Here is a 22,194-nt window from a genome sequence, read left to right as displayed (position 1 = left end):
GTATGTAACACGCTGGCAAAGCGGGCGGTATTGGAAGTTTAATCCTCGTAAAATTTAATACGAGTATCTCAGGTCTAGCCCCCAGCTGCGCGGTTTGCCCCAGTATACGGCGCGGCTGGCGTGGGGGAGGTTGTCGATCGTAAACGTGACATAGTCTTCATCCAGCGCATTTTGGATCCAGGCGGAGACCGACAGTTCACCCTTCGCCACGGCGATGTCGCTTAGCGACAGCCTGGCGCCCAACAGGCTGTAGCTATCTATGGCTAATTGAGCGTCCTGCTTTTTACGCTCATCTGTATAGCTGCCGTTGATGTTGAGCGCCCAGCTGCCCCAGCTGAAATCGGCGATCGCGTAGTCCACGTTAAAGCTGGCGCTGTTGTTTGGTGCGTTATCGAAGTAGAAGCGGCGGGATTCACCGCTAAAGGGGTCGATCACGTCGTCTATGTCTGTGTCCAGGTAGGCATAGCTGACCCGGGCTAATAGCTTGCTGGAGAGAAAGGCCGATGCCTCAAGCTCGATCCCGGAGAGTGTGGCGCTGCCGCTGTTAAACACCCGGGTGTCGGAAATACTGTTGGGCAGCAGGAAATTGAGTTGCATGTCCTCGATATCCGAGTAGAACGCCGCGAGGTTAACGCGCAGTGCCTGTTGGGACCATACACCTTTCAGACCTATTTCTGCAGTGCGATTAATCTCCTCGTCAAAGCCCTTGGCAAAAGATTCGGGGTTGGGGTCGCGGGTATTGAAACCGCCGCTCTTGTAGGCCTCCACGACCTTGGCGTAAAGCCGCGTACCCTCGCTCCAATCGTGCTCTACGCTGGCACTGAAGGACAGGTTGTTGAAGTCTTCTTTTGCTGCCGCCTCGAAGTCCGAGGTTTCCAAGGGGCCGAGTACAACGTCGCCGAAATCAACGTAGTTTTCCTGTCGAAACAGCCGCTCGACCTCACGTTGGTCGCGCGAGTAGCGCCATCCGAGGGACAAATGCCAGACGTCGGTAGCGTGCCAGGTCAGCTGGTTGTAAACGGCCAGGGCCTGGTTCTCGATTTGGTTGTCCTCCGCGCGGATGTTCACCGCCACGGCCTGATCGCCCGACTCAATAATGGGGAAGCTGAAAATGTGGTGCATGGGAAACCAGTTCTCACGCGCTTTTTCCTCGAAGTAATACAGTCCGGCAATCGCATCCAGGGATTGCCATTGCCCCAGCGCCTGAAACTCCTGGGAAAACTGCTCCTGATCCACCCGCGTGCGCACGCTAGGGTAGGTCTGCTCGCCATTACCCAGGCTAATCGCCGAGAAGTCCACGCGATACTCCTCGCTCGCGCCGCTGGCGAAATCAATGTAGCTGTCATCGGTCAGCTCGCGCCAGGCGGTAATGGATTTGAGCGTCAGTGCCGACCAATCCCAGCTAAGTGACAGCGCGTGACCTTCAATCGTTGTGTCGGTTGGCAGCAGCGGCACACTGGTGGCAAGGGTATCCAGGCGGCGTTCGCTGTAGGTGACAAAGCGCTGCGAACTGATGATCGCCGCGTCTACGGGGGTGCCTGTGGGAATGCCGGGGGCCACGGCCTGGGGAGTGTAGTTATAGGTTTCCAGTCGTGATTTATCCCAGCTGTAGTCGAGGGTTAACTGATCATCCGGTTGCCAGCGCCAATCGAACCTATAGGCTTCACCGCGATAATCGCCAAAGCCTCCGCCCGGGCCCTGGTTATCGATGAAACCATCGATCCTGTGTCCGAGTGCCGCCAGCTTAATGGCGTGCTCGCCACCGAGGGGAAGGTTTAGACTGGCTTTGGCAAAGCGCCGGTCGCGATTTCCCGCGCCCAGCTCCATATTGGCCGCGGGCCGCTCGGCATCCGGTTTCGACGTGACCATGTTCAGCGCGCCGCCGGTGGTGTTGCGCCCGTAGAGCGTACCCTGGGGCCCCCGCAATACTTCGATTCGTTCAAGATCAGCGACGTCGGTGGCCAAGCCCGTGGAACGGGCGAGGTAAACCCCGTCGAGATACACGCCGACGGCGGGGTCCTGGGTGATCTGGACATCGGTAATACCCAGCCCGCGGACAAACAGGCGCAGCGTCTGTTGGCTGGAGGGAAAACGATCGATGACAAAGTTGGGTACCTGAGCGCGGATGTCGTCGATACCGGCGATGCCGAGATCGCGCAGCGTGTCCTGTTCCAGGGTGACAAGTGACAGCGGTGTTTCCCGGGCGGACTGTTCCACCAACTGGGCAGTCACAATGACCTCCTCGAGCCTGGTGTCGAGTGGCTGGGCCTGGGCGGCAGCGGCCGTCAGGGAGGTGGTGAGTCCCAGGGTGAGGCTAAGGCGCAGTTGCATGCACGGTCTCTTGTCGTTATGCCGCCACTTTAGCACAGCGGTTACATCGGCTGTTACACTGATGAGGCCTGCCAAATGTAGCGAAAGAGAACTGACATGCATCCGATTTGGGATATACCTACCCGGTTGTTTCACTGGTCATTGGTCACCGCTGTGGGACTCGCCTGGTGGAGTGCCGAGACTGAACGGCTGGATGTCCACGAGGCTGCAGGGATAACCATTCTCGTGCTTGTCGGCTTTCGCCTGGTGTGGGGCGTGATTGGCAGCGTGCATTCCCGTTTTTCAGATTTTGTAACGGGCCCGGGCAAAATTCTGGCGTATATCCGCGGGCAGGGGAGTCCCACACCCGGTCACAACCCCTTGGGCGCCTGGTCTATTCTTGCGCTGCTAGGGCTGCTCCTGCTCCAGGCGGTCAGCGGCCTGTTCAATACTGATGATGTCTTTTTCAACGGCCCCCTCTACTACGCAGTGGATTCCGATGTCAGGGACACGATGGGCGCCATCCACGATTGGGCGTTCACCTTACTGCAGGTTTTGGTGGGATTGCATATCGCCGTGGGCCTGTATCACCAGTTCCTGAAAAAGGATGGCATGATTGGGGCGATGTTTACCGGGCGGGCACCGGACCGCACCGGGCGGGCTGCGCCTGTGCCATTCTGGTGGGCGATTATTGTGGTTGCCATACTGGCCTGCGGCTTGTGGTGGGGGCTGGAGCAGGCGCCCGGCCCCCCGCCGTCCCTCTGGTAGGGATGGCGTTATTTGACGCTAGTACAGGTATTCCTTGGACTTGTACTCGTCGTGGCAACTTTTGCAGCTTTTGCCGGCGGCGCCTGCCGCAGCACCGATAGCCTTCTTGTCACCGGATTCTGCCGCCACTGCCAGTGATGCCAGGGCTTCACGCATGTCGGTGAGCTTGGCGGTGAAGTCTTCCTGATTTTCCCAGATACCGGGCTTGGCGCGGGTAGTGCCCTTGTCGGTACCCGGGCCGAAGGCGCGGCCTACATCCATGCTGCCCAGGGCGCCCAGCTCTGAGGCGAAGGTTTTCACTTTGGCGTCGTCCCAGGGCATCTCGCCCTTGAGCATTTTGCCTATCGGGCCGAAGTTCATGGCCACCAGATTGAAATAAGACTGACGGTAGGCCTGCATGGGCTCGTCGGTGTCCATGTGAGCGACAACCTGGACAGAGGCGGCCAGAGCAGTGGCGCCAGCGAGGGTCAGACAGGTATTGCGAAGTGAGCGTTTCATTATTCAATCCCTAGTAAAGGTGTGTTCGCGGACCAGTGTATGCAATTGGAGGCCAGACCGGCAAGATGCCGATAGTTAAACCGTAGCTGCCCTCTGCGACCAACAATTTAAACCTCTCGCGCCAAAAGCCGCCCAGGCTTTCATGGCGGAGTGCCCGCTGAGCTACCATGACGCCATAAACATGACAGGAGTGCGCAATGAGCACCGAACAACAGTGGGATTACAGCTTCGACGTGGTCGTGGTCGGCTCCGGCAACGGCGGTATGACAGCCGCGCTGTGCACCTACGAAATGGGCACCCGGGATGTGCTCGTTATTGAAAAGTCCGACCAGTACGGCGGCACCAGCTCGATTTCCGGCGGTGGGGTGTGGATTCCCGGCAATCGCTACGCGAAGGCGGCAGGTGCAGAGGACTCCTTCGACAAAGCCAAGACCTACCTGCGCCAGCTGATTACCGAGGAGGAGGTGCCCGAATATCAGTTGGACGCTTTCCTGACAAACGGCCCCAAGATGGTCGATTTCCTCCATGAACGCACGCGGGTCTGCTATCAGACCCTGGAGCACTACCCCGACTATTACACCAATCTCGACGGTGCCATGGCGGGCCATCGGTCGATGGAGCCGGCCACCTTTGATGCCAGTGAGTTGGGCGAGGAATGGCGCCGCCTGCGGCGCACCCACCCGATGATGCACATTGGCGGGCGTATCGGGATTACCCAGGTGGAAGCAGCGGTATTTGTGGGGCAGCAGCCCGGCTGGATGAAGATGGCCGGAAAACTGGTGCTGGACTACATCCTCGATTTTTCCTGGCGCCTGAAAGACAAGTTTCACCGCCGCCTGGCCACTGGCTGTGCCGGCGTGGCGCGGTTGCGGGCGTCCATGCTCGATCGCGACATGCCGCTTTGGCTCAACACCGGCATGACCCAGCTGATTCAGGAAGACGGCAAGGTCGTGGGCCTGGAAGTGGAGCGCGAGGGCAAGACCTTGCGCATTCAGGCGCGCAAAGGTGTAGTGCTGGCAGCTGGTGGTTTTGAGCACAACCAGCAAATGCGCGAGGCATATCTGCCCAAGCCCACCGATCACCAATGGAGTGCCGGCACCCTGGATAATACCGGTGACGCACACCAGGAAGGTTTGCGCCTGGGTGCGAAAATGCATCGCATGGATGAAGCCTGGTGGTGTAACACCATTTCTCCGCCTGGCGAGGAGATTCCTCGTCTGAGTATCATGGAGAAATCCTACCCGGGCTCCATCGTGGTGAATCCGGCGGGGGAGCGCTTCAGCAACGAATCCCAGAACTACATGGCGTTCCAGCTGGAAACCTTTGAAAAGCACACAGAAGAGAATCCCACCTACCCGACATGGCAGGTATTTGATGCGGACTTCCGCTCCAAATACTTTGTTGGCCCGATTTACACCAGTCAACTCATGCCTGATTTCCTGGTGCCCTGGAAGCGCTATGAACAGGAAAACTTCATGGCCAAGGCTGACACTATTGCCGAACTGGCTGCGAAGATTTCTGTAGACCCCGAGGGCCTGGAAAAAACCGTTGGCAGAATGAACGAATTTGCCCGCAAAGGGGTGGACGACGACTTGCACCGGGGTGAGTCTGCCTACGATCGCTACTACGGCGATCCGCGCATGGAACCCAACCCCTGCCTGGGACCTGTTGCGAAGGCGCCGTTTTACGCAGTACGAGTCGATCCCGGTGACTTTGGCACCCAGGGCGGTATGGTGATTACCGCTAACGCCGAGGTAGTGCACGAAGACGGCTCAGTGATCGAAGGCCTGTATGCCTGTGGTAACTGCAGCGCCCCAACGCTGCCATGTTATCCCGGCCCGGGTGCCACGCTCGGTCCTTCCATGACCTTTGGCTACCAGGCCGCAAAGGCCATTACGGGCTATCAGGACTAACGTCTGATGACCTCACTGGAATCACCGCACAGAATCGCTGAACAGAATCTCTCTCTGGCCCAGCGACATCTCGATCAGGGCGACACTGCCACGGCGATGAAGCACGCCTACCGGGCTGACGAAGCCGCCGCCAAAACGGATGATTGGGATTTGCGACGTGCGGTGATCCAGTTTCTGCTTAACGAATCTGGCGAGGGATTAGGACTCGTGCATCTGCGCGAAGATGGCAGTGAGGAGCCGCTCGTTTAGTTGAGCCAGATTGTATCGGGGCTGCGCGTTGGCAGAGCCTTTAAATAGTGTGGCGTATCGCAGTATCGACTCGACTAGCCGGGGCATGCTTGACTATTGAGCTCGTCTCTCAGCTGTGATGTTCTATAGCCGAAGATATCCAGTGGGCGCACGATGAAACTGCTTCTCCTTTCTAATAGTGATCTGGCTAGTAACTATGCGCTTAACCTGTTGCTGCCGGAGCTGCAGGGGCATTCTGTGCAGCTGCTGCTTTCCTCTGCCGTTGGCGGTGTTCGCAAGCGCGCCGATGATATCGAGCGTCTGAGGTTCTTTGAGCAGTCGCTGTTTAACGAGCTTTTGTTTCCATTGCTCGATGAGCGGCCCTGCCAGGATGCCGAGTTGCTCAGCTTTCAGGGCCTCAGCAAATACCTGCAGGCCCCGCCAAAAATCGAGAACGCGATTAATTCACCTACGTCGCTGGCGACTATTCGCGAGCTTGACCCAGACCTCATTCTTTCCCTGCGCTATGGCGGCATTCTCAAGGACGAGGTGATTGCCATTCCTCGCCACGGCGTCATCAATCTGCACTCTGGTCGCCTGCCTGATTATCGCGGTGTCATGGCCAGTTTCTGGGCAATGAGCAATGGCGATGAGCAGCTGACGGCCACTCTGCACTACATCAGCGATGGCTCTATCGACACTGGCGGTGTGATCTCTGAGGTATCAGTGCCGGTGGATTACAACTCGCCTTATCTGGACAACGTGCTCGCCCTTTATCTTCCTGGCATTCAATTGATTACGGCCGCAGTAGCCGCTCTGGCGGCAGGGGAGAGCGTGCTCGCCCTGGAACAGGACGGTGAGGGAAGCTATTACAGTTATCCAGAGCAGGCCCATATCGATGCCTTTCACGCCAGAGGTTTGCGGTTGGTGGATGAGGCGCGCCTATTTGCGCTGGCAAAGCGTTACCGAGGTGCCTCATTGGCACAGGCGTGATGGTTTCCCCGCGTTCGCGTATAAGAAAACTGCGTGCTAGAGTTTTGTGAGTAACAGACGATCGGTACTAAACGGACACCCAGTGGAAAAGGAGCTGCCCAGGTGACAGAAGAAAGCCGTAATTCAGCCACGCCCGGTGAGCGTGAATTGATGGAGAGGCAGATCAGCCTCATGGAAAATGCCCAGAAGACTGAGGCATCCAAAGCACGATGGTCGAATATTCTGAAAGGCTCGGTCATCTTTTATGTGGCGATCATTCTGGTATCAGCCGCTGCCGGCTACATTGCCGCAATGCCTCCCAGGCATGACCACGTCGCAGTGGTGGAGATATACGGCGAGATTTCCGAGCAAGAAACGTCAACCAGCTTAATGCTGCCCGGCATACGGGAGGCTTTTGAGAACGAATACGTCACCGCCATTATTCTGGAGATCGACAGTCCCGGTGGCAGCCCGGTTCACTCCAAGGATATTTACGATGAGATTCTCAGGCTGAAAGCACTGCACGAGAAACCCATCGTCTCTGTGATTCGCGATATCGGCGCATCGGGCGCTTATTACATCGCTTCCGCGACAGATACGATTTACGCCAGTGAGGCCAGCCTTGTCGGGAGCATCGGCGTCACCGCGGCAAGTTTTGGTTTCACCGGGCTGATGGAGAAAGTGGGCGTCGAGCGACGCGAATTTGTGTCCGGCGATAACAAGGCCTTTCTCGACCCCTTTAGCGAATCCGATGCCGCACAAGTCGCCTTCTGGGAAGAAGTACTGGGAGATGTGCACCAACTGTTTATTGAGGATGTGAAACGCGGTAGGGGAGAGCGCCTCTCCAGCGATCCAAAAATCTTTACCGGATTGATCTGGAACGGAGAGCGGGCCAAGGAACTGGGTCTCATCGACGACTTTGCCACTGTCGGCGAGGTCAACCGGGATGTATTCGAGTCTGACAGCCTGCTTAACTACACCCACGAAGAGGCGTCTTTACTGGGTGACCTGCTTGGCGGCCTTGGTGTTGAGCTGGGGGGCGTGGTGCAACCCTCGCAGCGGGCAAGGCTATATATGAAATACTGACCCGCATTATGTCAGAGGCCTTTCAGAGGACGTTGAATCTGGAATATTGGTACCGGAGGCCGGACTCGAACCGGCACGCTTTTAAGGGCGCACAGGGCGTCCCAAGCAACTGATTCCATTGCTAATAATTGATTTTGATTAAAAGATGATCTGAGCAAACAGACCAACTTGCAGACCACGGTACAGTACCAGAAGACTATTGTCCCCAGGTGTCTGGGCGTCTAAGTGTTTTATTTTCCTCGAAGTAGGTTAGGTCCAAAATAAGTTGGTCGGTCTCTGTTCCTGTATGTAAGGTGTGCTCCGCGATAAAAGAGTGTACTTTTGCAGTGCCCCATTCACTCCTGTCCCAGCGTTCAAAATCTACGAACAAATTTTCTTTTTCGGGATTTTCCCTCTTAAGGCTGCCCTGAACTTTTAATACATGATGTCCCTGCACGTTACTGATTAGTAGTGATGTGGCTTCATTCACTTCTTCATCGGAAGCACCCAGTCGATACAGGGTGTCTGATATTTTTTTTGTGTGCTCGAGTTTGTGGCTGACATCAATGTACTGTAAGGGCATCCGATCTATTTGCATTTGATCTACTATGGGTTCACTAAGTGCGAGTCCCAGCTCTTTCAGCTCGTCTATTGCAGCGTATGCTTCATTTACGGCCTCTCTAACCTCGGCTTCAAACATGCCAGCTTTAAAGTACTTAAACTGTCCAATATTTGAGAAAAAGAGGGCGAGAGATATACAAATCATTACAACACTCGCCAGTTTCACCGAAGTGAGTATTCCGACTAGCACCGGAATTATTATTAGTGCTGCTATAAGTTTTTGATTGAGATCGTCCATGATCCTAGTCCTGTGAGTGGTATCGTTTGGTGCCGTTCTTGGTGTAATAGTACTTTCCACCTCGCGGACCAGTTTTCGTACCGCTACGAGAATCGTTCGAAGAGGTACTATTGTTGTACCGAGACCCGTAGGAAATCGGCGATGCAGGGTCCATGCCGTTGGTGGCTTTAATCTCTAGTATTTCCGCATCATTCGCACAGGCTTTGTCAGAAAATTCTACTTTCCCTTGGTTGTCTACACACTTGTAGATCGTCTGAGATAGAGTTGACTGTGCTGAAATGACAAGAACGAACAAGATTAAAACCCTAGTCATTGTTTGCATGTTTTATTACCTTTGTTGAGCTAACTGTCGTTGTTACTTCGGCTGTGTGCTCGCAGGTCTATCGCCCGTCTTTGGGCAGGTTGGTGACATACATTGGAACCGATATGTCTCCCTTTAGTACGCCCAAGAAACCCTTTCTAATCTGCTGTTGTTCAGTTTCTACATCGACGTGATGTTGCGGGATATAAGTAGTATTCTTGATGTGTTCGCGATCAAACTCGTATCCGAGAGCAGTGGCCATTGCAGATAGAAGATCAATGAATAGGTCTTTGCGTTTGGCAATAATTACAGCTTCAGCTGTATTGAAATCATTCAGGCTGTCGAGATAAAGCCTCCATGCAGAGACAACGTGTCTATCCTTCTTCCCTGAACCGTAGAACTCAACATCGATCATGTTGAGCGCTTCAACATGCTGCTGACTCAAGGTAGTCGCTCGAGTTCGCATGAGTGTTTTGAATACCCATTCCTTGCCACCGCGCCGTTCGCGTCTGCGTTCTAGAAGTTGGCTCACCTGGACCGCTATTATGGGGCCGGTCAATATTGCTATGAGGGTTAAAAGCTCCACTACGTTCTTCCTTGCTTGTGGGTGTGGTTGGGTACAGACATTCCGCCTATCTAGATAATACCGCTGTCTACCCGTTTCTTGAACAAGGTCAGACTGGCTTGCGCTTCTCCGCGTAGACCATAGCTTCTGCCCCACCCATGACCAATATCAACCCACTGGGCTTCGCTAGCGGCTCGTGCCCGCTCAATCTTCTGCGAGCAGTACCAGGGCTGCCAGAAATGCTAATCGTCGCCAGAAGCCCTCACAGCGCCGAATAGTCTGACAGTCTGTGCTTTTCTTTAGCTGAGTTTTACCGCTAAAGAAGTGGAGCAAGCGCTTTAGTATGTAAATCCTGACTTGTCATGTAGCTCCAGGGCGGGTGCGTACTAGGAAACGATTAAAGTCCATTCTGATTCTCCTGATTGAGAATCAGTCACTTGGTGCCTGCAGACCACGAAACAGACCACATGCAGTCTGCGATGCCTCAGAAGAGCTTCAAGTGCCCGTGTGGCAGGCTTTCGGGGATTTTGCGGAGGCCGGACAGGAACTAAGATGCCGTAGGGCGTATACGGTAGATCCAATGTGACTGATTCTATGGTTACTATTGTTGTTGGTTAAATTTTAGTCTCTTTATGCAGACCCACCGACAGTACCATTCCTCTACTCGGGTGTCACATGATCCGATCTACAGGGCAGCGTCGATCTCGGTTAGCTCTGGCACGGCGATACACGTGGCCAAAGCTATTCGGGGACGTTCGTCAGTTGCTGTGACGGAGCGATACCTGCACAACGATGACAGCGGCAAGGATCAGAATCGACAGATCATGAGTGCTGCGCTGGTATGATTAGGCAGGGCGCGTGTAGCGGCACTTGGGGAAGTTTTTGCAGCCCCAGAACTGAGAACCCGCCTTCGCGCCTTTCTTGGCAGTGCGCAGCACCAGAGGGCTGTTGCACTTGGGGCAGTGGGGTTGAGCCTTTGCGCTCTTCAAGTTTTCAACGTGTGCCTTATTGGTTTTACGCCCCCGTTCTTTGCGAGCACGTTGAATCGCCTGCTCCATTGCTGCCACTTGCGCAGGAGTGAACTTTCGCTCCCTTGCTCTCTGGATATACCGTACACCTTTTCGTCCCGTCGTTACGTTGGGAGGCATTGGTGTTCGAAACTTGGCTGAACCTATGAAGATAACCACCGAGTCGATCATGGATGCCGGTACTCCGGTCACATCGGCGACGGCGTAGACGTGTTTCATGTTCTGATGTAGTGGATTTTGAAACTGGAACTTTGAGCGATGGAAGGTCTGAGTCCATCGCCGTTGCGTGACCGAACCAAATATCCAGCCGCTGTAGTTTTTGGTTTCGATGACGAAGACGCCGTACTGCGATATGACGATGTGATCGATCTGAGTCGTGCCACGTTTATAGGGGAGGGTGATGTCGTGCAGCACGCAATATTCTTCTGGATCGAGATTCTTATCCAGAGCACGGTTGACCAGCCACTCACCAAACCACCCCTTGAACCAGGCTGTGTCTGCGATAAACCACAGAATGGCGAGTGGAATTATCCATGCCAGGTGATATCCCAGTGCAGATACTATCGCCAATATGATGCCGGCTATAAGCTCCATCAGTTAGCCTTCATGTAGCGTGATCACCGCACCTTCAGCGTAGGTGCCGTATTCAGCGAAGAACACATTTTTTGCACGCATCTTGTGGTTTGCGCATTCGATAAACTGATTTTCATTTTGAGGATATTCGCAGCCATCTGGAGTCACGTACTGCTTGTTGAAGGCGGCACGTCGCTCTTGTTCAAATCGCTCTCTCTGAGCCGCTGCGTCTCGCTCACGTTGTTCTTTTGCCTTCTGGTCTGCCACGCGTTGCTGGGCTTGCGCTGCATTGGCTTTGGCGCGAGCAGTGCTTTTTGCTGCGACCTCTTCGCCAAACTTGATCATGGTGACACCCAGAAACTGGGTGAGTATTCCATACATGATCACGCCGAAGAGAAGTACCGATAGAGCAGCGAAGAATGATCGAATGAGCTTTCTCATCTACTAGACCTCGCTCTCATTAAGTAGCGATTTGAGTTCCTCAATCGACTTCCAGGGTCTGGTCCGGTGGATCATGCGATGGCAGTTACTACACACGATGGCTAGGTCGTCGAGCTTGGTCTTCTGATGAGGCTTCATTTCGCTGACGGGCTTCTTGTGGTGGCATTCAGCAAACTCTTTACCTAGCTCACCGTACTGCGCGTGGAAGTCGAAGTCGCACACTTCGCAGGCCAGTTTCCCGGTTTTCTTCATTACCGCTGCCTTCTTTTGCTTTGGCAGCTTGCCATCACGCTCTCTGTGTCGGTGTTCACGGGTTATGAGCTTACCTTCAGAGCCTTCATATTCTTCGTCTGCGTCGTGCGGGCTTGGTGGAGGGAGTGACTCTCCCAGGCTGCTGATCAGCTCAGCGGCGGCTGACAACGCAGCCTTGTCGTTCGCGAACTCATTGAACACCTGCTTGTCCAGCGCGCTGGCAGAGGCCATACCGCCGGGTTCACTGGGGTCAACGGCACGGAAGTTTGCCAGCTTTAGGCCAACCTCATTGGAGTTGCGGAAGTTCGTCCTTTCACGGACCACCTTGGGGTGAATGTGTAACGCCCGGAGATGCTTGCTCAGGTTGATCACTTCCGGGTGCGTGTCATTGCCCGCAGCACTTCGGTCTTGGAAGTAGAGGTTCAAGGCTAGGATCAGTTCGTCACGAGTCCAGGGCGGATTTCGTGGCTGGGTGGCAGGCGAAGCCTGGCCGTCATCACTCATCGTTACGTTCCATGTGACATTTTGGTGAAAGCACCATGCTCGCATCACTTTGGAGCGAAAACAACATTCTTCAGCGGATCGATACTTAATGGGACTGCGGTGCGCCACTTGGTGCTGTGACGGCGTGTGGTTGTATACTCATTCTGTGGCGCCGGGCGCCGCTGCCACGCGACGGTTTAGGCGCTGCATACTAATACATGCGACATGTGCACAAGAAGAGTGTGATGAAGAGAGACTGGGACGTAATTCGTGAACTGCTACTGGCCACGGAGCAGCTGCCGCCAGACGCAAGCATCAGCTTGAGTGACTACGACCCGGCCCGCCAGCATGACATTTCGCACCATGTCATCCTGATGGAAGAGGCTGGTCTGATAGTCGCCGTGCTATCCCGTAGCCTTGGAAGTGGTCCTCAGAACTTCCTTATTCGCAGACTGACATGGATTGGCCATGACTTTCTAGATGCTGTGCGTGATGACTCGATCTGGCGTAGCACCAAAGACATGATCATGGGGGAGGGGGGTCCTTCACCATGGATGTGGTCAAGGCGGTGGCCGTGTCGTTCGCCACGACCGCCCTGGGGCTCGCCTGAGCGTAAGTCACCGGATCGGCTCGCAGAATCCTCGTCTGCCGGTCTGACCGTGCTCGCGACGACCCATTACACAATTAACTGGCCTTACACAAAGTTACTGATTGACCCCTGTCGCACCGATAGATAACGTAGCAATTCGATCAGAAGGAGCTGACTATGCGTATTATCCCTTTCACCGTACTTGCCCTGGCTGTCACTGGCTGCGCCCACGACTATCAGCTGAACCAGGGATTGGTTAATGGTGGTATGGCCGTCACAGACGCCACAGAGCAGGGCGCTGACTATGAGGTGATGTTCCCCGCGATCTGGGGCAGCGGTGTGGATGCACGCACCCCTGAAGGGCGAGTGATCGTGGTGGGCGATCTTTTGGAAAAGACAGGAAAGTGCGCCAGTGGTCACACGATCCTGTCTGAGCGATCAGAACGCCTCACTGAACGTGATGACCGCTGGTACGTGTTGGTGGACTGTGTTGGTTGATTAAGAGTCTAAAGACGACCAGGCTGCCCCGGATGGAATGCTCAGCTGGCGTGAAGCCACGTAATTATTCACCCAGGAAACGCTCTTGCCCATCAGGCAAGTCAGTCCACTTAAACTGTGTTGGATAGTCCTCGCCAAATGCAGTGAAGATATCGCAGATCGTATCTGTTTCGAGGTAGAGCAAGTGCTTATTTTTAAAGCGCTCTGACGTGACATATACACCATCCAGTTGTTCGTCTTCATCAAGACAGCTCATCAAGATGTAGCTGTGAATGAAGATGCTGGAGATGTTCCAGGCGTCCATTTGGATGTCTTCACCGCCATCGAGATCGTATTTGGCCCAGATGCTGTGTTAGTTGACGTGATTAACAGGCTTTATGTTCGGCTTCTTCTGCACGGTGTACTGTGCCTGCCGAGTCTCGTCCGTGACTTTTGTCCGTGCCTCTATCAGTTTGCGAACAGAGTAGAACCCAACCAGCAAATCTTTCTCTAACTGAAACAATGCATCTTTTCTTTCATGGAAAATGGCTTTGGTAGATTTCAACCGGCGGACAACGTCCAGCAATTCATCTTTCCAGTAATGACTTTCACTGATCATCCTAAGACTACCCCTTGCATCCCGCTCATCAGTGCTTTGAACAGCCTCAGGCTGGCATCTGCTTCCGCTCTCAGTCCCGCACTTGATCCCCACATGCTGCCAACATTCACCTTCAGTGCCTTCTCAGCGGCTCTCACAGGCTTCTCCTTGTTGTGCATGTACCAACACTGGTTGAAATTGTAATCATCATAGGAAGCCCGCACAGCGCCAGGATAGTCGCTCAGACAGTTGGTGCTTTTGCCGCCCCTGTTCTCATATTTGCCACACGGTTCACCGAAGTGGACAGCCTTGTTTACGCGCCCGAACATGGTGTGGCCAGACTTGTAGCCATTGGATGCCTCAATGAACGCCTGTTTTGCTAGGTGCAGCTGAACATCGTCAGCCTGAATCAGGCCATGCACGTGGAAGCCACCAGGACCGCGCTCTAGCGGATCGACCTTCTTGCCGGTGTCACGCTTCACATATTCCGGATAATCCAATACGTGGACATACAGAGGCATTGGAACACCGTCTGCCAGCGGACTCTCACTCCAGGTTTCTTTCAGCGATTTTTTTATGGTCTTGTTAACAACCTGAGAGATCGACTGGCTTGAGTGCTTTGAAATCCTATCCATGAATTCATCACTAAACCGGATGCTGTGTGTACAGACATTCTCATTACCCAACGCAAGCTGAAACATCACTGCTTTGGTGTAACCATGTTTCAGGTAGCCAGTTTCACTTTCAATGGTCTCACCCTGGTATAGATCCGTGATGATTGATTCATGATCAGTGAAATTTGCAACCAGCTGCTTTTGCTTGTCAGTGGCTAAGGATTTCCAGAAAGAGAGTAGCTCTGTGTTGGTAAGGGGGGATGTGGGTGTTCCCCTATATACTGCATGAGACCTTCTGAGAAAATCCAACCAATTCGCGCCGAGCCTTGCGTGTTCTGGGCTGAAGCGGTGTCCAAGGGTGCGGGGGCGCTTGCGGGGTTGTCGGTTTTTCCGGCGAGATTTCCGGTTCAATCCTAGATCTGAACTCTTGGCCCGTAGCAGTTCCAGAACGTTCGAATTGTAGGAAGTATGCGTGTCTGTGGTTTCAGTCATGGTAAAATATCGAGGTCAAAAGGTATGACGGATAACCCCAGCTTTTGGTCGCTCGTGGCCGGGGTTTTTCTATTCTCAGGCGTCACTGTGTAGCCTCCACTCGGTCCGCGCCAGCTTCTAGCCAGTCAACCACATCCCGCGCCACACTCTCGGTGAATGACTTCTTGTATTGCTTGCCCTTGGCCTGATCCGTATAGCGACACAGCACGATGCCCTTAGCCTGCCGGTAGACCTCAATCAGATGGCCTGTGTCTGTTTCGAAGGTAGGGCGTACCCTTGGGCCACCCTTGAGCAGTGCTCTGATGTCTCTGGCTATGCGTCTCGCTTCCTCAACTGTGAGTTCCGTCAATGGAAAGAAGGAGGGCTGTTCAAAGGCGATGAGCAGGTTTCCACCTTCTACATGGCCAATAGTGAAACCAGGTAAGCCAATACCCTGTTTTCGTGATCTGACCCTGATCAGCTCTTCCAGGTATTCGGTTGCGGTACAGCCCTCAAGAGCTGCCAGTTCTTTCAGTTGGCCGATGCGCTCCTTAGGTAGCAGTATTGATCCGCGTTCTCTCGGTGCTGTAGCGCTCAAGGTACGTCTCCACTATGTATATTTGGCAAAATATTATACCACACAATGGTATACCATTGAAGCATTGAGCTATACATCGAATTTTTTTCTTAGAGGTGCTTTTACCCGGTGAGGCAGGGCCGATTTTCAAATCGGTTCTAGCTATCAAACCAAGGGTCTGCGGCCCATCGCCTTTTTTCTAAGGATGACCCGCCAGTTCGGGGTCAACAATGGCTCAGTCGGAAACAATTCCCAGTCGTTCGTCATCTTCTCGTTGCTCACGCCGTAGCTCCTCTTCATCTTCGTCAGACAGAGTCATGATGCGTAGTGTAGGCAATTCATCCAACCTCTCAGGCATCGGGGCGATGGCCTTAATGGTGTCAGCATGTGTCTTCAGGGCCGTTGCATGCGCTGTCAGTGCTCGGAATATTAGCGCCGCGTCCTTTGTGTCAGACGCCTTCAGCTTAGTCAGCGCCTCATCAGCAATGATACGAGAAGTTTCAACCTGGTGGATGGTGTCAGCCAGCAGTGATGCATAAAGCCCACCAAGTGCGCTCTCCGACGAGAATTCGGACCGCAGTGCAGTTTGAGCTTCTTGCACCAGGTTAAGCTGAACGGCATCAGATGGAGCCGGGGATCGCTTCAGGATACGTTTGATGGTGGAATTGCTTACCCCAGTCTTGGAGGCGATTACAGGTAGGGTGTAGCCAGCAGCTCTGAGCACGACGACTTGTGCTTCTGTATCAGGGGATGTCTTCGTTGCCACTGGTTCCTCCGTTGGCGTTACTCTTTCAAAAGGCGATAGATGGAAGCGCGGGAAATACCCAGTTCTTCCTGGATTTCTTTTATGCTTGCACCCCCATCTTTGAGTGCCTTCACCCTGTCTGCATCGTAGGTCTTTGGACGACCGTTATACCGTCCCTCGGCTTGTGCTTTGGCAATACCTTCTTTCTGCCGCTCAAGCATCATGTCTCGTTCCAGCTCTGCGACTGCCCCCATGACACTAAGCATAAACTTGCCCATGGTGGTGCTGGTGTCCAGGTTGATATCCAGCACATTCAATGAAACACCCTTGGCCTCAAGAATGTGGACGATTTCTCCCAGGTGGCGAGTATTGCGAGCGAGTCTATCCAGTTTTGTGACAACCAGTGTGTCGCCATCGCGTACGTAGTCTAATGCTGCATTCAGCTGCGCTCTTTCTGCCACACTGGAGACTTGCTCCTGAAACATTTTGGTCGCTCCAGCAGCCTGTAACGCAGTAATCTGTGCTTCAAAACCAGCTACCTGCTCCAACGTGGATGTACGGGCGTAACCAATCACTGCTTCAGACATAGTGTCTTTCCCATTGAGTAGTATTATTAAGTTTTAGACATTATAAGACTTTTGTCTCATATGTCAAATATAACTTTAATAAGACGTCAAAATGGGTGAGGTAAGTTGTCTTGTTTGGGCAGGCTCATACAAGACACCGTCTTCTGCCTGGCGGTACTCGTTATCCGCTTTCAGATTGCCTAACCTGAGAAAGGTACATCATTACGTGAAGGATACGGTCGCTGACGACAACACCAAATTGATCCTGTGGAGATAAGCCATGGCAAACATCATTCCTAATGTTCCATGCCCTCTGGTCTGTCAATACTCCACGGAAGTAGAAAGCTGCATCCTCGCCGAAGCAATTGCTAATAGTGTTGTCCCTCAGCAATTCATCAAGGGTGCGAAGCTGAAGCCCTCCCTGGCGGTTTTTCTTCAAAACAGGAGCGCCTGTGAGCTCCAGCAGGGTTCGAAACGCCGCCTCAAGCTGAGGTATAAGAATGTGAATGGACGCAATGTAGTCTTCGCGAAAATGCGCTTCGATACCAGCCAGTACCAAATTCTTTCTTGCGGGTGTAAATACTGGTGATTGGAGAAAAATCTCAACAAGAGCCCCGGGGGTCACCTCATATCTGGTAACGAGTCGTTCCAAGCTGTGTCTTAGGAAAAAAGAGTTGATGGACAGGCTTTGGGCCATCTGGTGCAGAACGTTACCTTCTAAGTCATCCTCAATCCCCCCAATTTCAGCAACTGGCCTTCCACTATGATCTTGCAAGGTCTTTTTGAATAAATAGCTTAGAGGGTTGTCCTTTGCGAGCTGTATAACGAGTTCTTCTAATTCACCCTTACGTGCAGTTAACTGACAAGCGATTCTGGAGATGCTTTTCTCTACTCCACCCTCGGTCATATCTTCAAGATATGCATCAAGTTGCTCCTGCGAGATTTGAGTAGAAGTGGTGATCTCACTCATGCTTTCAATAACGGCAGGGCCAATTTCCAGTATTTTTGAAGATACTTTTTCCGCTTCTGACTTCAGATTGAAGCTAATGTAAATGTCGTGCGCGTGTTGGTACAGGGATGTTGCGAGTAGGGGGGCTTTCCCTTCACATGAGGATTCGAATATTCCACCCAGCACTTGACCAATCCTGGTGGTATCGTCGTGGCGGTGCTGTCCTCGATAATAGGTGGCGAGCGGCATGCCAGCAGACTCACATGGCCAAGGATTTCCAGCCTCAACAAGTCTTGCCAAACGATTCTCCATTTCGTCCAGCAGATTTGAAGACTGCTCATCGCTCAAGCGGGGCTCCTTCCCGAGCACCAATACGTCGAAACTAAAACCCCATAGCCCTGGTTTTTCATCTTGTGCGATATGATCTTCGAGTTCGATCATTGTCTCAATGCATTTGTCGATTAGCGCAGTGTTGTTCAGTCCTTTCGCGACTCGATATGCTCTTTTTATTTTTTGTACGCCCTCGACGCTATGTTCGTATAGTTCTCCCTTGCAGATGTCCAATATGGCTTCGATATGCACGACAGCAATTTGGTAATCCGGCTGAATGTCTGCAGCTGCCTTTGATAGATCCCAAACCAAACCGCTGTACCTTGCTTTTAGGATGGGGTTTTCTGTCTCGGCGGATCGAGAAGCCCAGTAAGCGAGGGTATGCGAATCAACACTATCGAGGCTTGGGTTTTCTGTCGTCGATCCGTCTTCCCTCAGCCAGGAGGCGATGGGGCCATAGTATGTGCCCCAGGTGCTGTCAGTGTTTCCTTGGGTTTCACAAAACATGAATGCGAGATGCTCAGCTTTCATCTCAAAGGAGGGGGTGGTGTCACCAATCAGTTCTGAAATTTGGCTGGCGATAGTGTATTCATTAATCTTGACGGCTTTTGCTTCAAGGTGAGACTGAATTTTTTGTAGATCCATTTGACTAACACTCCTTTGTTTAGTCGATAGGTTACTTGGCTAACGGTTGAGTACTGTTAACTTGGTCGTGAAGGTCGTCCGAAGGTTCGATCAGCGAGCGAATGTCACTCAAAAATTCCCCCCACTCCTGTCTGGGAGCATTGATCGATAACTAGGTCTGACCTTGTGGTAGGTTTTTCGGCTGAGTGACAGTTGCCACCGCATCGACTCGGAAAAGAATGGGTGCTATCGCTGGGCTGGCGAAGCAGGTGCTTTGTCGACCCCAATAGAGTGAGAACAGTTTATTGGTAGTGCCTTCTATCTCTGAGTTTTGATGTGTGCCTTCACCGGTGTAGATATATATCCAATCATTTCTACGGATTATTCCATCTCCGAACCAAAAGAGGTTGTCGTGATAAGGGTGCATGAAGCCATCTGGCCCAACGTGTCCAACCATAATTCCATAGCACCCCATATTTAAGCTGGCTTCAGCTCGAATCGCCACCCGCTCAAGGTTTGGTGTGCCGCGATCAAACACTCCTTCAAGTGACAACTCAGTTATGTCTTGAACAATCACTCTTCAGACCCTCCGCTGCCGGCAAACCAGCCGAGCAATACAATGGCGATGCCAATTGCGCCAACCAAGTAAGAGGTTGTATTGAGGGACTGCCTATATAGCTCTATTGCTACACCTACTGCAGCGGTGCCAAGGGTGATGGCGGCGTTTCCAAGATTCCGGGCAGTTCGGGCGCCTTTTACGCGCTCTTGCAAGACCCCTGCTTTCTCCCTCCAGGTGGAGGTTGTGTTGCGGCACTCGTCCAGTTGCCCTCGAACATGGTTTAGCTCGCGTTTGGTATCAATGAGTTCGGCTGATATTTGACTGACACTGGCTGAAAGAACATTGGCTGCGACCTCTCCTCCAAGGCTGCGAGAATTTGTTGCTGCGAGTCCAGCCATTGTATGGGCGACCGGGGCTATGCCCTCGAATGCCCCGATAGGTTGTTCTGGCTCAACTACAGTAGCCAGTTCTTGCTCGCCCGAAGATCCAGACTTATCTGGCGTGGGTAAGTCAGTCACCATAGTTCTCCTAGGAAACTACTAATATTTCCACCATATACTATCAAAATCCACTGCTTGATAATGTATTAGTCCAATTACATCACGCCGGAACTCCAGGTTTTTTTACGCCCTGGCCGTAGCTGTGGGTTTCCAGATCGGCGCTGGCTTCATCCAAGTGACCAATAGCCAGCCCAATGTCCTCTGCGTTGACTCTACTGCCATCTGGAAGACGCTTTAACTTGTCCCGTAGATTATCTGTAACTGTATGGCGAAGCCCGTGAAAGGTCTTTGTCCATTCCACCCCGTCACGTAATTCGCCCTTGGACACTATTCCGCAACGCTCAATGAAGCCTTTGGCATTGCTGCTTTTGTTCGTGAACCACTTGGACAGAGGCGACCCCCACTTTCCCTCTGGGGCGCGCTGAAGGCCGAACAGGCTCGCTTCTGGTGTGTTGCGCAGAGTGTCTGCGTATTCCAGGAAGCCAATGTTGATCAAGGCAGGGTGAATTGGTATGGGGCGTATAGAGTTTCTGTTCTTGACCCTCTTCGGCTGTCCATCGGGCGCAGTGTCTTCTGGCCCAGCGATGTTCAGATAGTGTATGTCCGTCGCTTCGTCGTGCATTACGTCACATACTTTGAGTTGGCAAAGCTCGTCCATCCTGGCGCCGCTGAACGCGGCTAGCAGTGGTACCCAAAATCTGGCAGCAAACGGCGTCTTAGGGTTGGCCCTGCCGAAATTGCTGGTGTAGTTCTCCCCGCAGAACATGAGTGCCATGTCTTCGTCGGTGAAAGGCATGCGCTCAAATTTCTTTCCCAAGTTCTTGTCTTTCTGGCGAATGCAGACCGACAGGTCATCGCGATGCGCTCCCAGGCGATGGGCGTATTGCAGCAGCCATTTCAGTTGCCGTTGGTAGTGGTTGTACGTGGGGCCGCTGATCATCTTGTGATCGTGAACGCCCGACTTCGCAAGTTCAATCGCCTTGTCGATGGAGATACTTTTCTTGGTGAACCCAGACGGCACCCGTTGCAGCCAGTCCTCTATGGCCTCGATTTCGGTTCGCTTGATGGAGTGGACTTCTCGACCGGCGAAGTACCCCTTCCAGAAGTTGCGATACGCTTGTGCCTCATCGAAGCTTCGCAAGTTGTATCGCTCGCTGGGGTTGTTGGCGCGTTCCTTTTGCTTCGCCTCAAATTTGCTGAAAAGCTCGTCCCAGGTCATGACGGTCTCAGGTGCATTGGGGTCATGCGTGGCGGCAGGGGTGTTGGCTGATACCAGCGCCTGAATCAGTTCGAGGTTGTCACGATGCTGCTCCAGCAGCTTCGCGGTGGCCTCTCGGGCTTCTTGGGCGGCCTGCTGTTCCTGCTTGGCCGCTTCAGGGTCTGAGTCGCCGCCGAAATCAAAACGGTGTTCTCTGCCTAGTGCGTCAGTGGTTATCGTAAGTCCGCTTCTGATACTGCGGGGTTTGTCCCTGCTGCTCATTTGTAGAGCAAGTTCGTCAAATAGTGCCTGACATTGTGCCCAATAGATGGCGGCAACGCGACCTGCCTGACGCTTGTCGCGGTATCCAGTCGACTTCTTGATCTGCTTCTTGCCGTGGAAGAGGGGTTGCAGTCGCTTGGGGATGTAGACCCTCACATACCAAGTGGAACCATGACGACTGCGTATAAGAAAACGTGTGAAATTCATGCTGATTCTCCTTGTAGAGAATCAGTCACTAGGAGCGCCGCAGACCCACTCGCAGACCCACCTAGGTTCGGAATGGCCCTGAGAGGCTTCAAATGCCCGCCTGACGCGGCTTACGGAATTTTTGGTACCGGAGGCCGGACTCGAACCGGCACGCTTTTAAGGGCGGGGGATTTTGAATCCCCTGTGTCTACCAATTTCACCACTCCGGCACAGAGTAGAAAGTCCCAGAGAGGGCCTTTTTGGAGAGCGCGGGATTATAACAAGCAGCCTCCACAGCGCAATAATTTTCATGTAGAATCCGCGCCAGTTCTTGAGGGAACACCTGACGTATCCACGCCTACGGGCGATCTGAGTACCTTTTAAGGAGAAAAGAGCATGGCCATGAAACTGGTTAAGAAGACGGCTGAATACAGCATCTACAAGCGTGCCGATGAGCGCTACGCAGTTAAGGGCGCCGACAAGAAGCCCATCAACGGTGAAGAGAAGGTGAAACTCCTGCTGGCCGAAGAGCTGATCAAGGTCACTCTGCCTGCTGCACCTGCTGAAGAGGAAGCTGCCGAGGAAGAAGCCCCCGCTGAGGAAGCTGCTGCTGAGGAAGTTCCTCCAGAAGAGGAAGCTGGCGAGGAAGAGTAAGCTTCCCCCAGCGACTTAC

At 53.2% G+C, this 22,194-nt stretch carries 26 protein-coding genes and 1 tRNA gene; 8 read left to right on the top strand and 19 right to left on the bottom strand.

Annotated elements, in window-relative coordinates; translation table 11 throughout:
- Positions 1 to 54: 54 nt before the first annotated feature.
- A complete protein-coding gene (locus A3709_RS06505) occupies positions 55 to 2,331 on the bottom strand; it encodes a TonB-dependent receptor (protein WP_066051802.1) in 2,277 nt (758 codons plus the stop codon).
- 96 nt (positions 2,332 to 2,427) lie between these two features.
- Here A3709_RS06505 and A3709_RS06500 point away from each other — a divergent pair, with 96 nt between their 5' ends.
- A complete protein-coding gene (locus A3709_RS06500; RefSeq protein ID WP_066051799.1) occupies positions 2,428 to 3,078 on the top strand; it encodes a cytochrome b/b6 domain-containing protein in 651 nt (216 codons plus the stop codon).
- Between the two features lie 18 nt (positions 3,079 to 3,096).
- Here the strand turns inward: A3709_RS06500 and A3709_RS06495 are convergent, their stop codons facing one another.
- Positions 3,097 to 3,576 carry a cytochrome c gene (locus A3709_RS06495; protein ID WP_066051796.1) on the bottom strand — a complete coding sequence of 160 codons (480 nt, stop codon included), beginning with the start codon at positions 3,574 to 3,576 and terminating at the stop codon, positions 3,097 to 3,099.
- Positions 3,577 to 3,773: 197 nt separating this feature from the next.
- On the opposite strand from A3709_RS06495, the gene A3709_RS06490 reads away from it, so the two are divergent.
- The 4 genes from A3709_RS06490 (at position 3,774) to A3709_RS06475 (ending at position 7,775) form a co-directional block, all read left to right on the top strand.
- Positions 3,774 to 5,489: an FAD-dependent oxidoreductase gene (locus A3709_RS06490; protein ID WP_066051793.1), complete on the top strand. Its 1,716-nt coding sequence runs from the start codon at positions 3,774 to 3,776 to the stop codon at positions 5,487 to 5,489.
- Positions 5,490 to 5,495: 6 nt separating this feature from the next.
- Positions 5,496 to 5,738, top strand: coding sequence for a hypothetical protein (locus A3709_RS06485; protein ID WP_066051790.1), 243 nt, complete (start codon positions 5,496 to 5,498; stop codon positions 5,736 to 5,738).
- A 153-nt stretch (positions 5,739 to 5,891) separates the two neighbouring features.
- Complete coding sequence (locus tag A3709_RS06480; protein ID WP_066051787.1) at positions 5,892 to 6,710, top strand: formyl transferase; 819 nt, start codon at positions 5,892 to 5,894, stop codon at positions 6,708 to 6,710.
- A gap of 102 nt (positions 6,711 to 6,812) precedes the next feature.
- A complete protein-coding gene (locus A3709_RS06475; RefSeq protein ID WP_082849937.1) occupies positions 6,813 to 7,775 on the top strand; it encodes a S49 family peptidase in 963 nt (320 codons plus the stop codon).
- A 196-nt stretch (positions 7,776 to 7,971) separates the two neighbouring features.
- On the opposite strand, the gene A3709_RS06470 is transcribed toward A3709_RS06475, so the two are convergent.
- The 6 genes from A3709_RS06470 to A3709_RS06450 all read right to left on the bottom strand — a co-directional run bounded on the left by A3709_RS06470 (position 7,972) and on the right by A3709_RS06450 (position 12,277).
- Positions 7,972 to 8,613 carry a hypothetical protein gene (locus A3709_RS06470; RefSeq protein WP_066051785.1) on the bottom strand — a complete coding sequence of 214 codons (642 nt, stop codon included), beginning with the start codon at positions 8,611 to 8,613 and terminating at the stop codon, positions 7,972 to 7,974.
- Positions 8,614 to 8,617: 4 nt separating this feature from the next.
- Entirely contained in the window at positions 8,618 to 8,926 is a 309-nt protein-coding gene (locus A3709_RS24950) for a DUF4124 domain-containing protein (protein ID WP_369795125.1), read from the bottom strand.
- Positions 8,927 to 8,993: 67 nt separating this feature from the next.
- Entirely contained in the window at positions 8,994 to 9,500 is a 507-nt protein-coding gene (locus tag A3709_RS06465; protein WP_066051782.1) for a DUF6680 family protein, read from the bottom strand.
- An 824-nt stretch (positions 9,501 to 10,324) separates the two neighbouring features.
- The gene (locus A3709_RS06460) at positions 10,325 to 11,101 is read right to left on the bottom strand and encodes an NERD domain-containing protein (RefSeq protein WP_066051779.1); all 777 of its coding nucleotides are present in this window, start codon (positions 11,099 to 11,101) and stop codon (positions 10,325 to 10,327) included.
- Positions 11,102 to 11,104: 3 nt separating this feature from the next.
- Complete coding sequence (locus tag A3709_RS06455) at positions 11,105 to 11,521, bottom strand: hypothetical protein (RefSeq protein ID WP_156507586.1); 417 nt, start codon at positions 11,519 to 11,521, stop codon at positions 11,105 to 11,107.
- A 3-nt stretch (positions 11,522 to 11,524) separates the two neighbouring features.
- Positions 11,525 to 12,277, bottom strand: coding sequence for an HNH endonuclease (locus A3709_RS06450; protein ID WP_066051773.1), 753 nt, complete (start codon positions 12,275 to 12,277; stop codon positions 11,525 to 11,527).
- Positions 12,278 to 12,501: 224 nt separating this feature from the next.
- Here A3709_RS06450 and A3709_RS06445 point away from each other — a divergent pair, with 224 nt between their 5' ends.
- Both A3709_RS06445 and A3709_RS06440 read left to right on the top strand, forming a co-directional pair.
- On the top strand, positions 12,502 to 12,993 hold the full coding sequence (locus tag A3709_RS06445; protein ID WP_197484090.1) for a DUF2513 domain-containing protein: 492 nt from the start codon (positions 12,502 to 12,504) through the stop codon (positions 12,991 to 12,993).
- Between the two features lie 29 nt (positions 12,994 to 13,022).
- On the top strand, positions 13,023 to 13,343 hold the full coding sequence (locus A3709_RS06440; RefSeq protein WP_066051768.1) for a hypothetical protein: 321 nt from the start codon (positions 13,023 to 13,025) through the stop codon (positions 13,341 to 13,343).
- Between the two features lie 64 nt (positions 13,344 to 13,407).
- Here A3709_RS06440 and A3709_RS06435 read toward each other — a convergent pair whose 3' ends face one another.
- The 11 genes from A3709_RS06435 to A3709_RS06385 form a co-directional block, all read right to left on the bottom strand.
- A complete protein-coding gene (locus tag A3709_RS06435; RefSeq protein WP_066051765.1) occupies positions 13,408 to 13,647 on the bottom strand; it encodes a hypothetical protein in 240 nt (79 codons plus the stop codon).
- A 48-nt stretch (positions 13,648 to 13,695) separates the two neighbouring features.
- Positions 13,696 to 13,941, bottom strand: coding sequence for a hypothetical protein (locus A3709_RS06430; protein ID WP_066051762.1), 246 nt, complete (start codon positions 13,939 to 13,941; stop codon positions 13,696 to 13,698).
- Positions 13,938 to 15,026 carry a hypothetical protein gene (locus tag A3709_RS06425; RefSeq protein ID WP_156507585.1) on the bottom strand — a complete coding sequence of 363 codons (1,089 nt, stop codon included), beginning with the start codon at positions 15,024 to 15,026 and terminating at the stop codon, positions 13,938 to 13,940. The genes A3709_RS06430 and A3709_RS06425 overlap by 4 nt, the downstream gene beginning before the upstream one ends.
- Before the next feature lie 82 nt (positions 15,027 to 15,108).
- Positions 15,109 to 15,603 (bottom strand): hypothetical protein, encoded by a 495-nt coding sequence (locus tag A3709_RS06420; protein ID WP_066051755.1) that lies wholly within the window; start codon positions 15,601 to 15,603, stop codon positions 15,109 to 15,111.
- A 214-nt stretch (positions 15,604 to 15,817) separates the two neighbouring features.
- Positions 15,818 to 16,348 carry a helix-turn-helix domain-containing protein gene (locus A3709_RS06415; RefSeq protein ID WP_066051751.1) on the bottom strand — a complete coding sequence of 177 codons (531 nt, stop codon included), beginning with the start codon at positions 16,346 to 16,348 and terminating at the stop codon, positions 15,818 to 15,820.
- A 17-nt stretch (positions 16,349 to 16,365) separates the two neighbouring features.
- Positions 16,366 to 16,914 (bottom strand): recombinase family protein, encoded by a 549-nt coding sequence (locus A3709_RS06410; RefSeq protein WP_066051748.1) that lies wholly within the window; start codon positions 16,912 to 16,914, stop codon positions 16,366 to 16,368.
- Positions 16,915 to 17,074: 160 nt separating this feature from the next.
- Positions 17,075 to 18,817, bottom strand: a complete 1,743-nt coding sequence (locus tag A3709_RS06405) for a DUF4209 domain-containing protein (RefSeq protein ID WP_066051746.1) — start codon at positions 18,815 to 18,817, stop codon at positions 17,075 to 17,077.
- 151 nt (positions 18,818 to 18,968) lie between these two features.
- Positions 18,969 to 19,373 carry a hypothetical protein gene (locus A3709_RS06400; protein WP_066051743.1) on the bottom strand — a complete coding sequence of 135 codons (405 nt, stop codon included), beginning with the start codon at positions 19,371 to 19,373 and terminating at the stop codon, positions 18,969 to 18,971.
- Positions 19,370 to 19,873 (bottom strand): hypothetical protein, encoded by a 504-nt coding sequence (locus A3709_RS06395; protein WP_156507584.1) that lies wholly within the window; start codon positions 19,871 to 19,873, stop codon positions 19,370 to 19,372. Before A3709_RS06395 ends, A3709_RS06400 begins: the two co-directional genes overlap by 4 nt.
- Positions 19,874 to 19,955: 82 nt before the next feature.
- Positions 19,956 to 21,542: a site-specific integrase gene (locus A3709_RS06390; RefSeq protein WP_066051738.1), complete on the bottom strand. Its 1,587-nt coding sequence runs from the start codon at positions 21,540 to 21,542 to the stop codon at positions 19,956 to 19,958.
- A gap of 122 nt (positions 21,543 to 21,664) precedes the next feature.
- Positions 21,665 to 21,751, bottom strand: a tRNA-Leu gene (locus A3709_RS06385).
- 166 nt (positions 21,752 to 21,917) lie between these two features.
- Between A3709_RS06385 and A3709_RS06380 the strand changes: the two genes are divergently transcribed.
- Positions 21,918 to 22,175: a hypothetical protein gene (locus A3709_RS06380; protein ID WP_197484089.1), complete on the top strand. Its 258-nt coding sequence runs from the start codon at positions 21,918 to 21,920 to the stop codon at positions 22,173 to 22,175.
- Positions 22,176 to 22,194: the final 19 nt, after the last annotated feature.

This window comes from Halioglobus sp. HI00S01, assembly GCF_001635445.1.
In the GTDB taxonomy this organism is placed as follows: domain Bacteria; phylum Pseudomonadota; class Gammaproteobacteria; order Pseudomonadales; family Halieaceae; genus Halioglobus; species Halioglobus japonicus.
The sequence above is the reverse complement of the archived record's forward strand: the minus strand, read 5'-3'. Positions and strand labels throughout refer to the sequence as shown.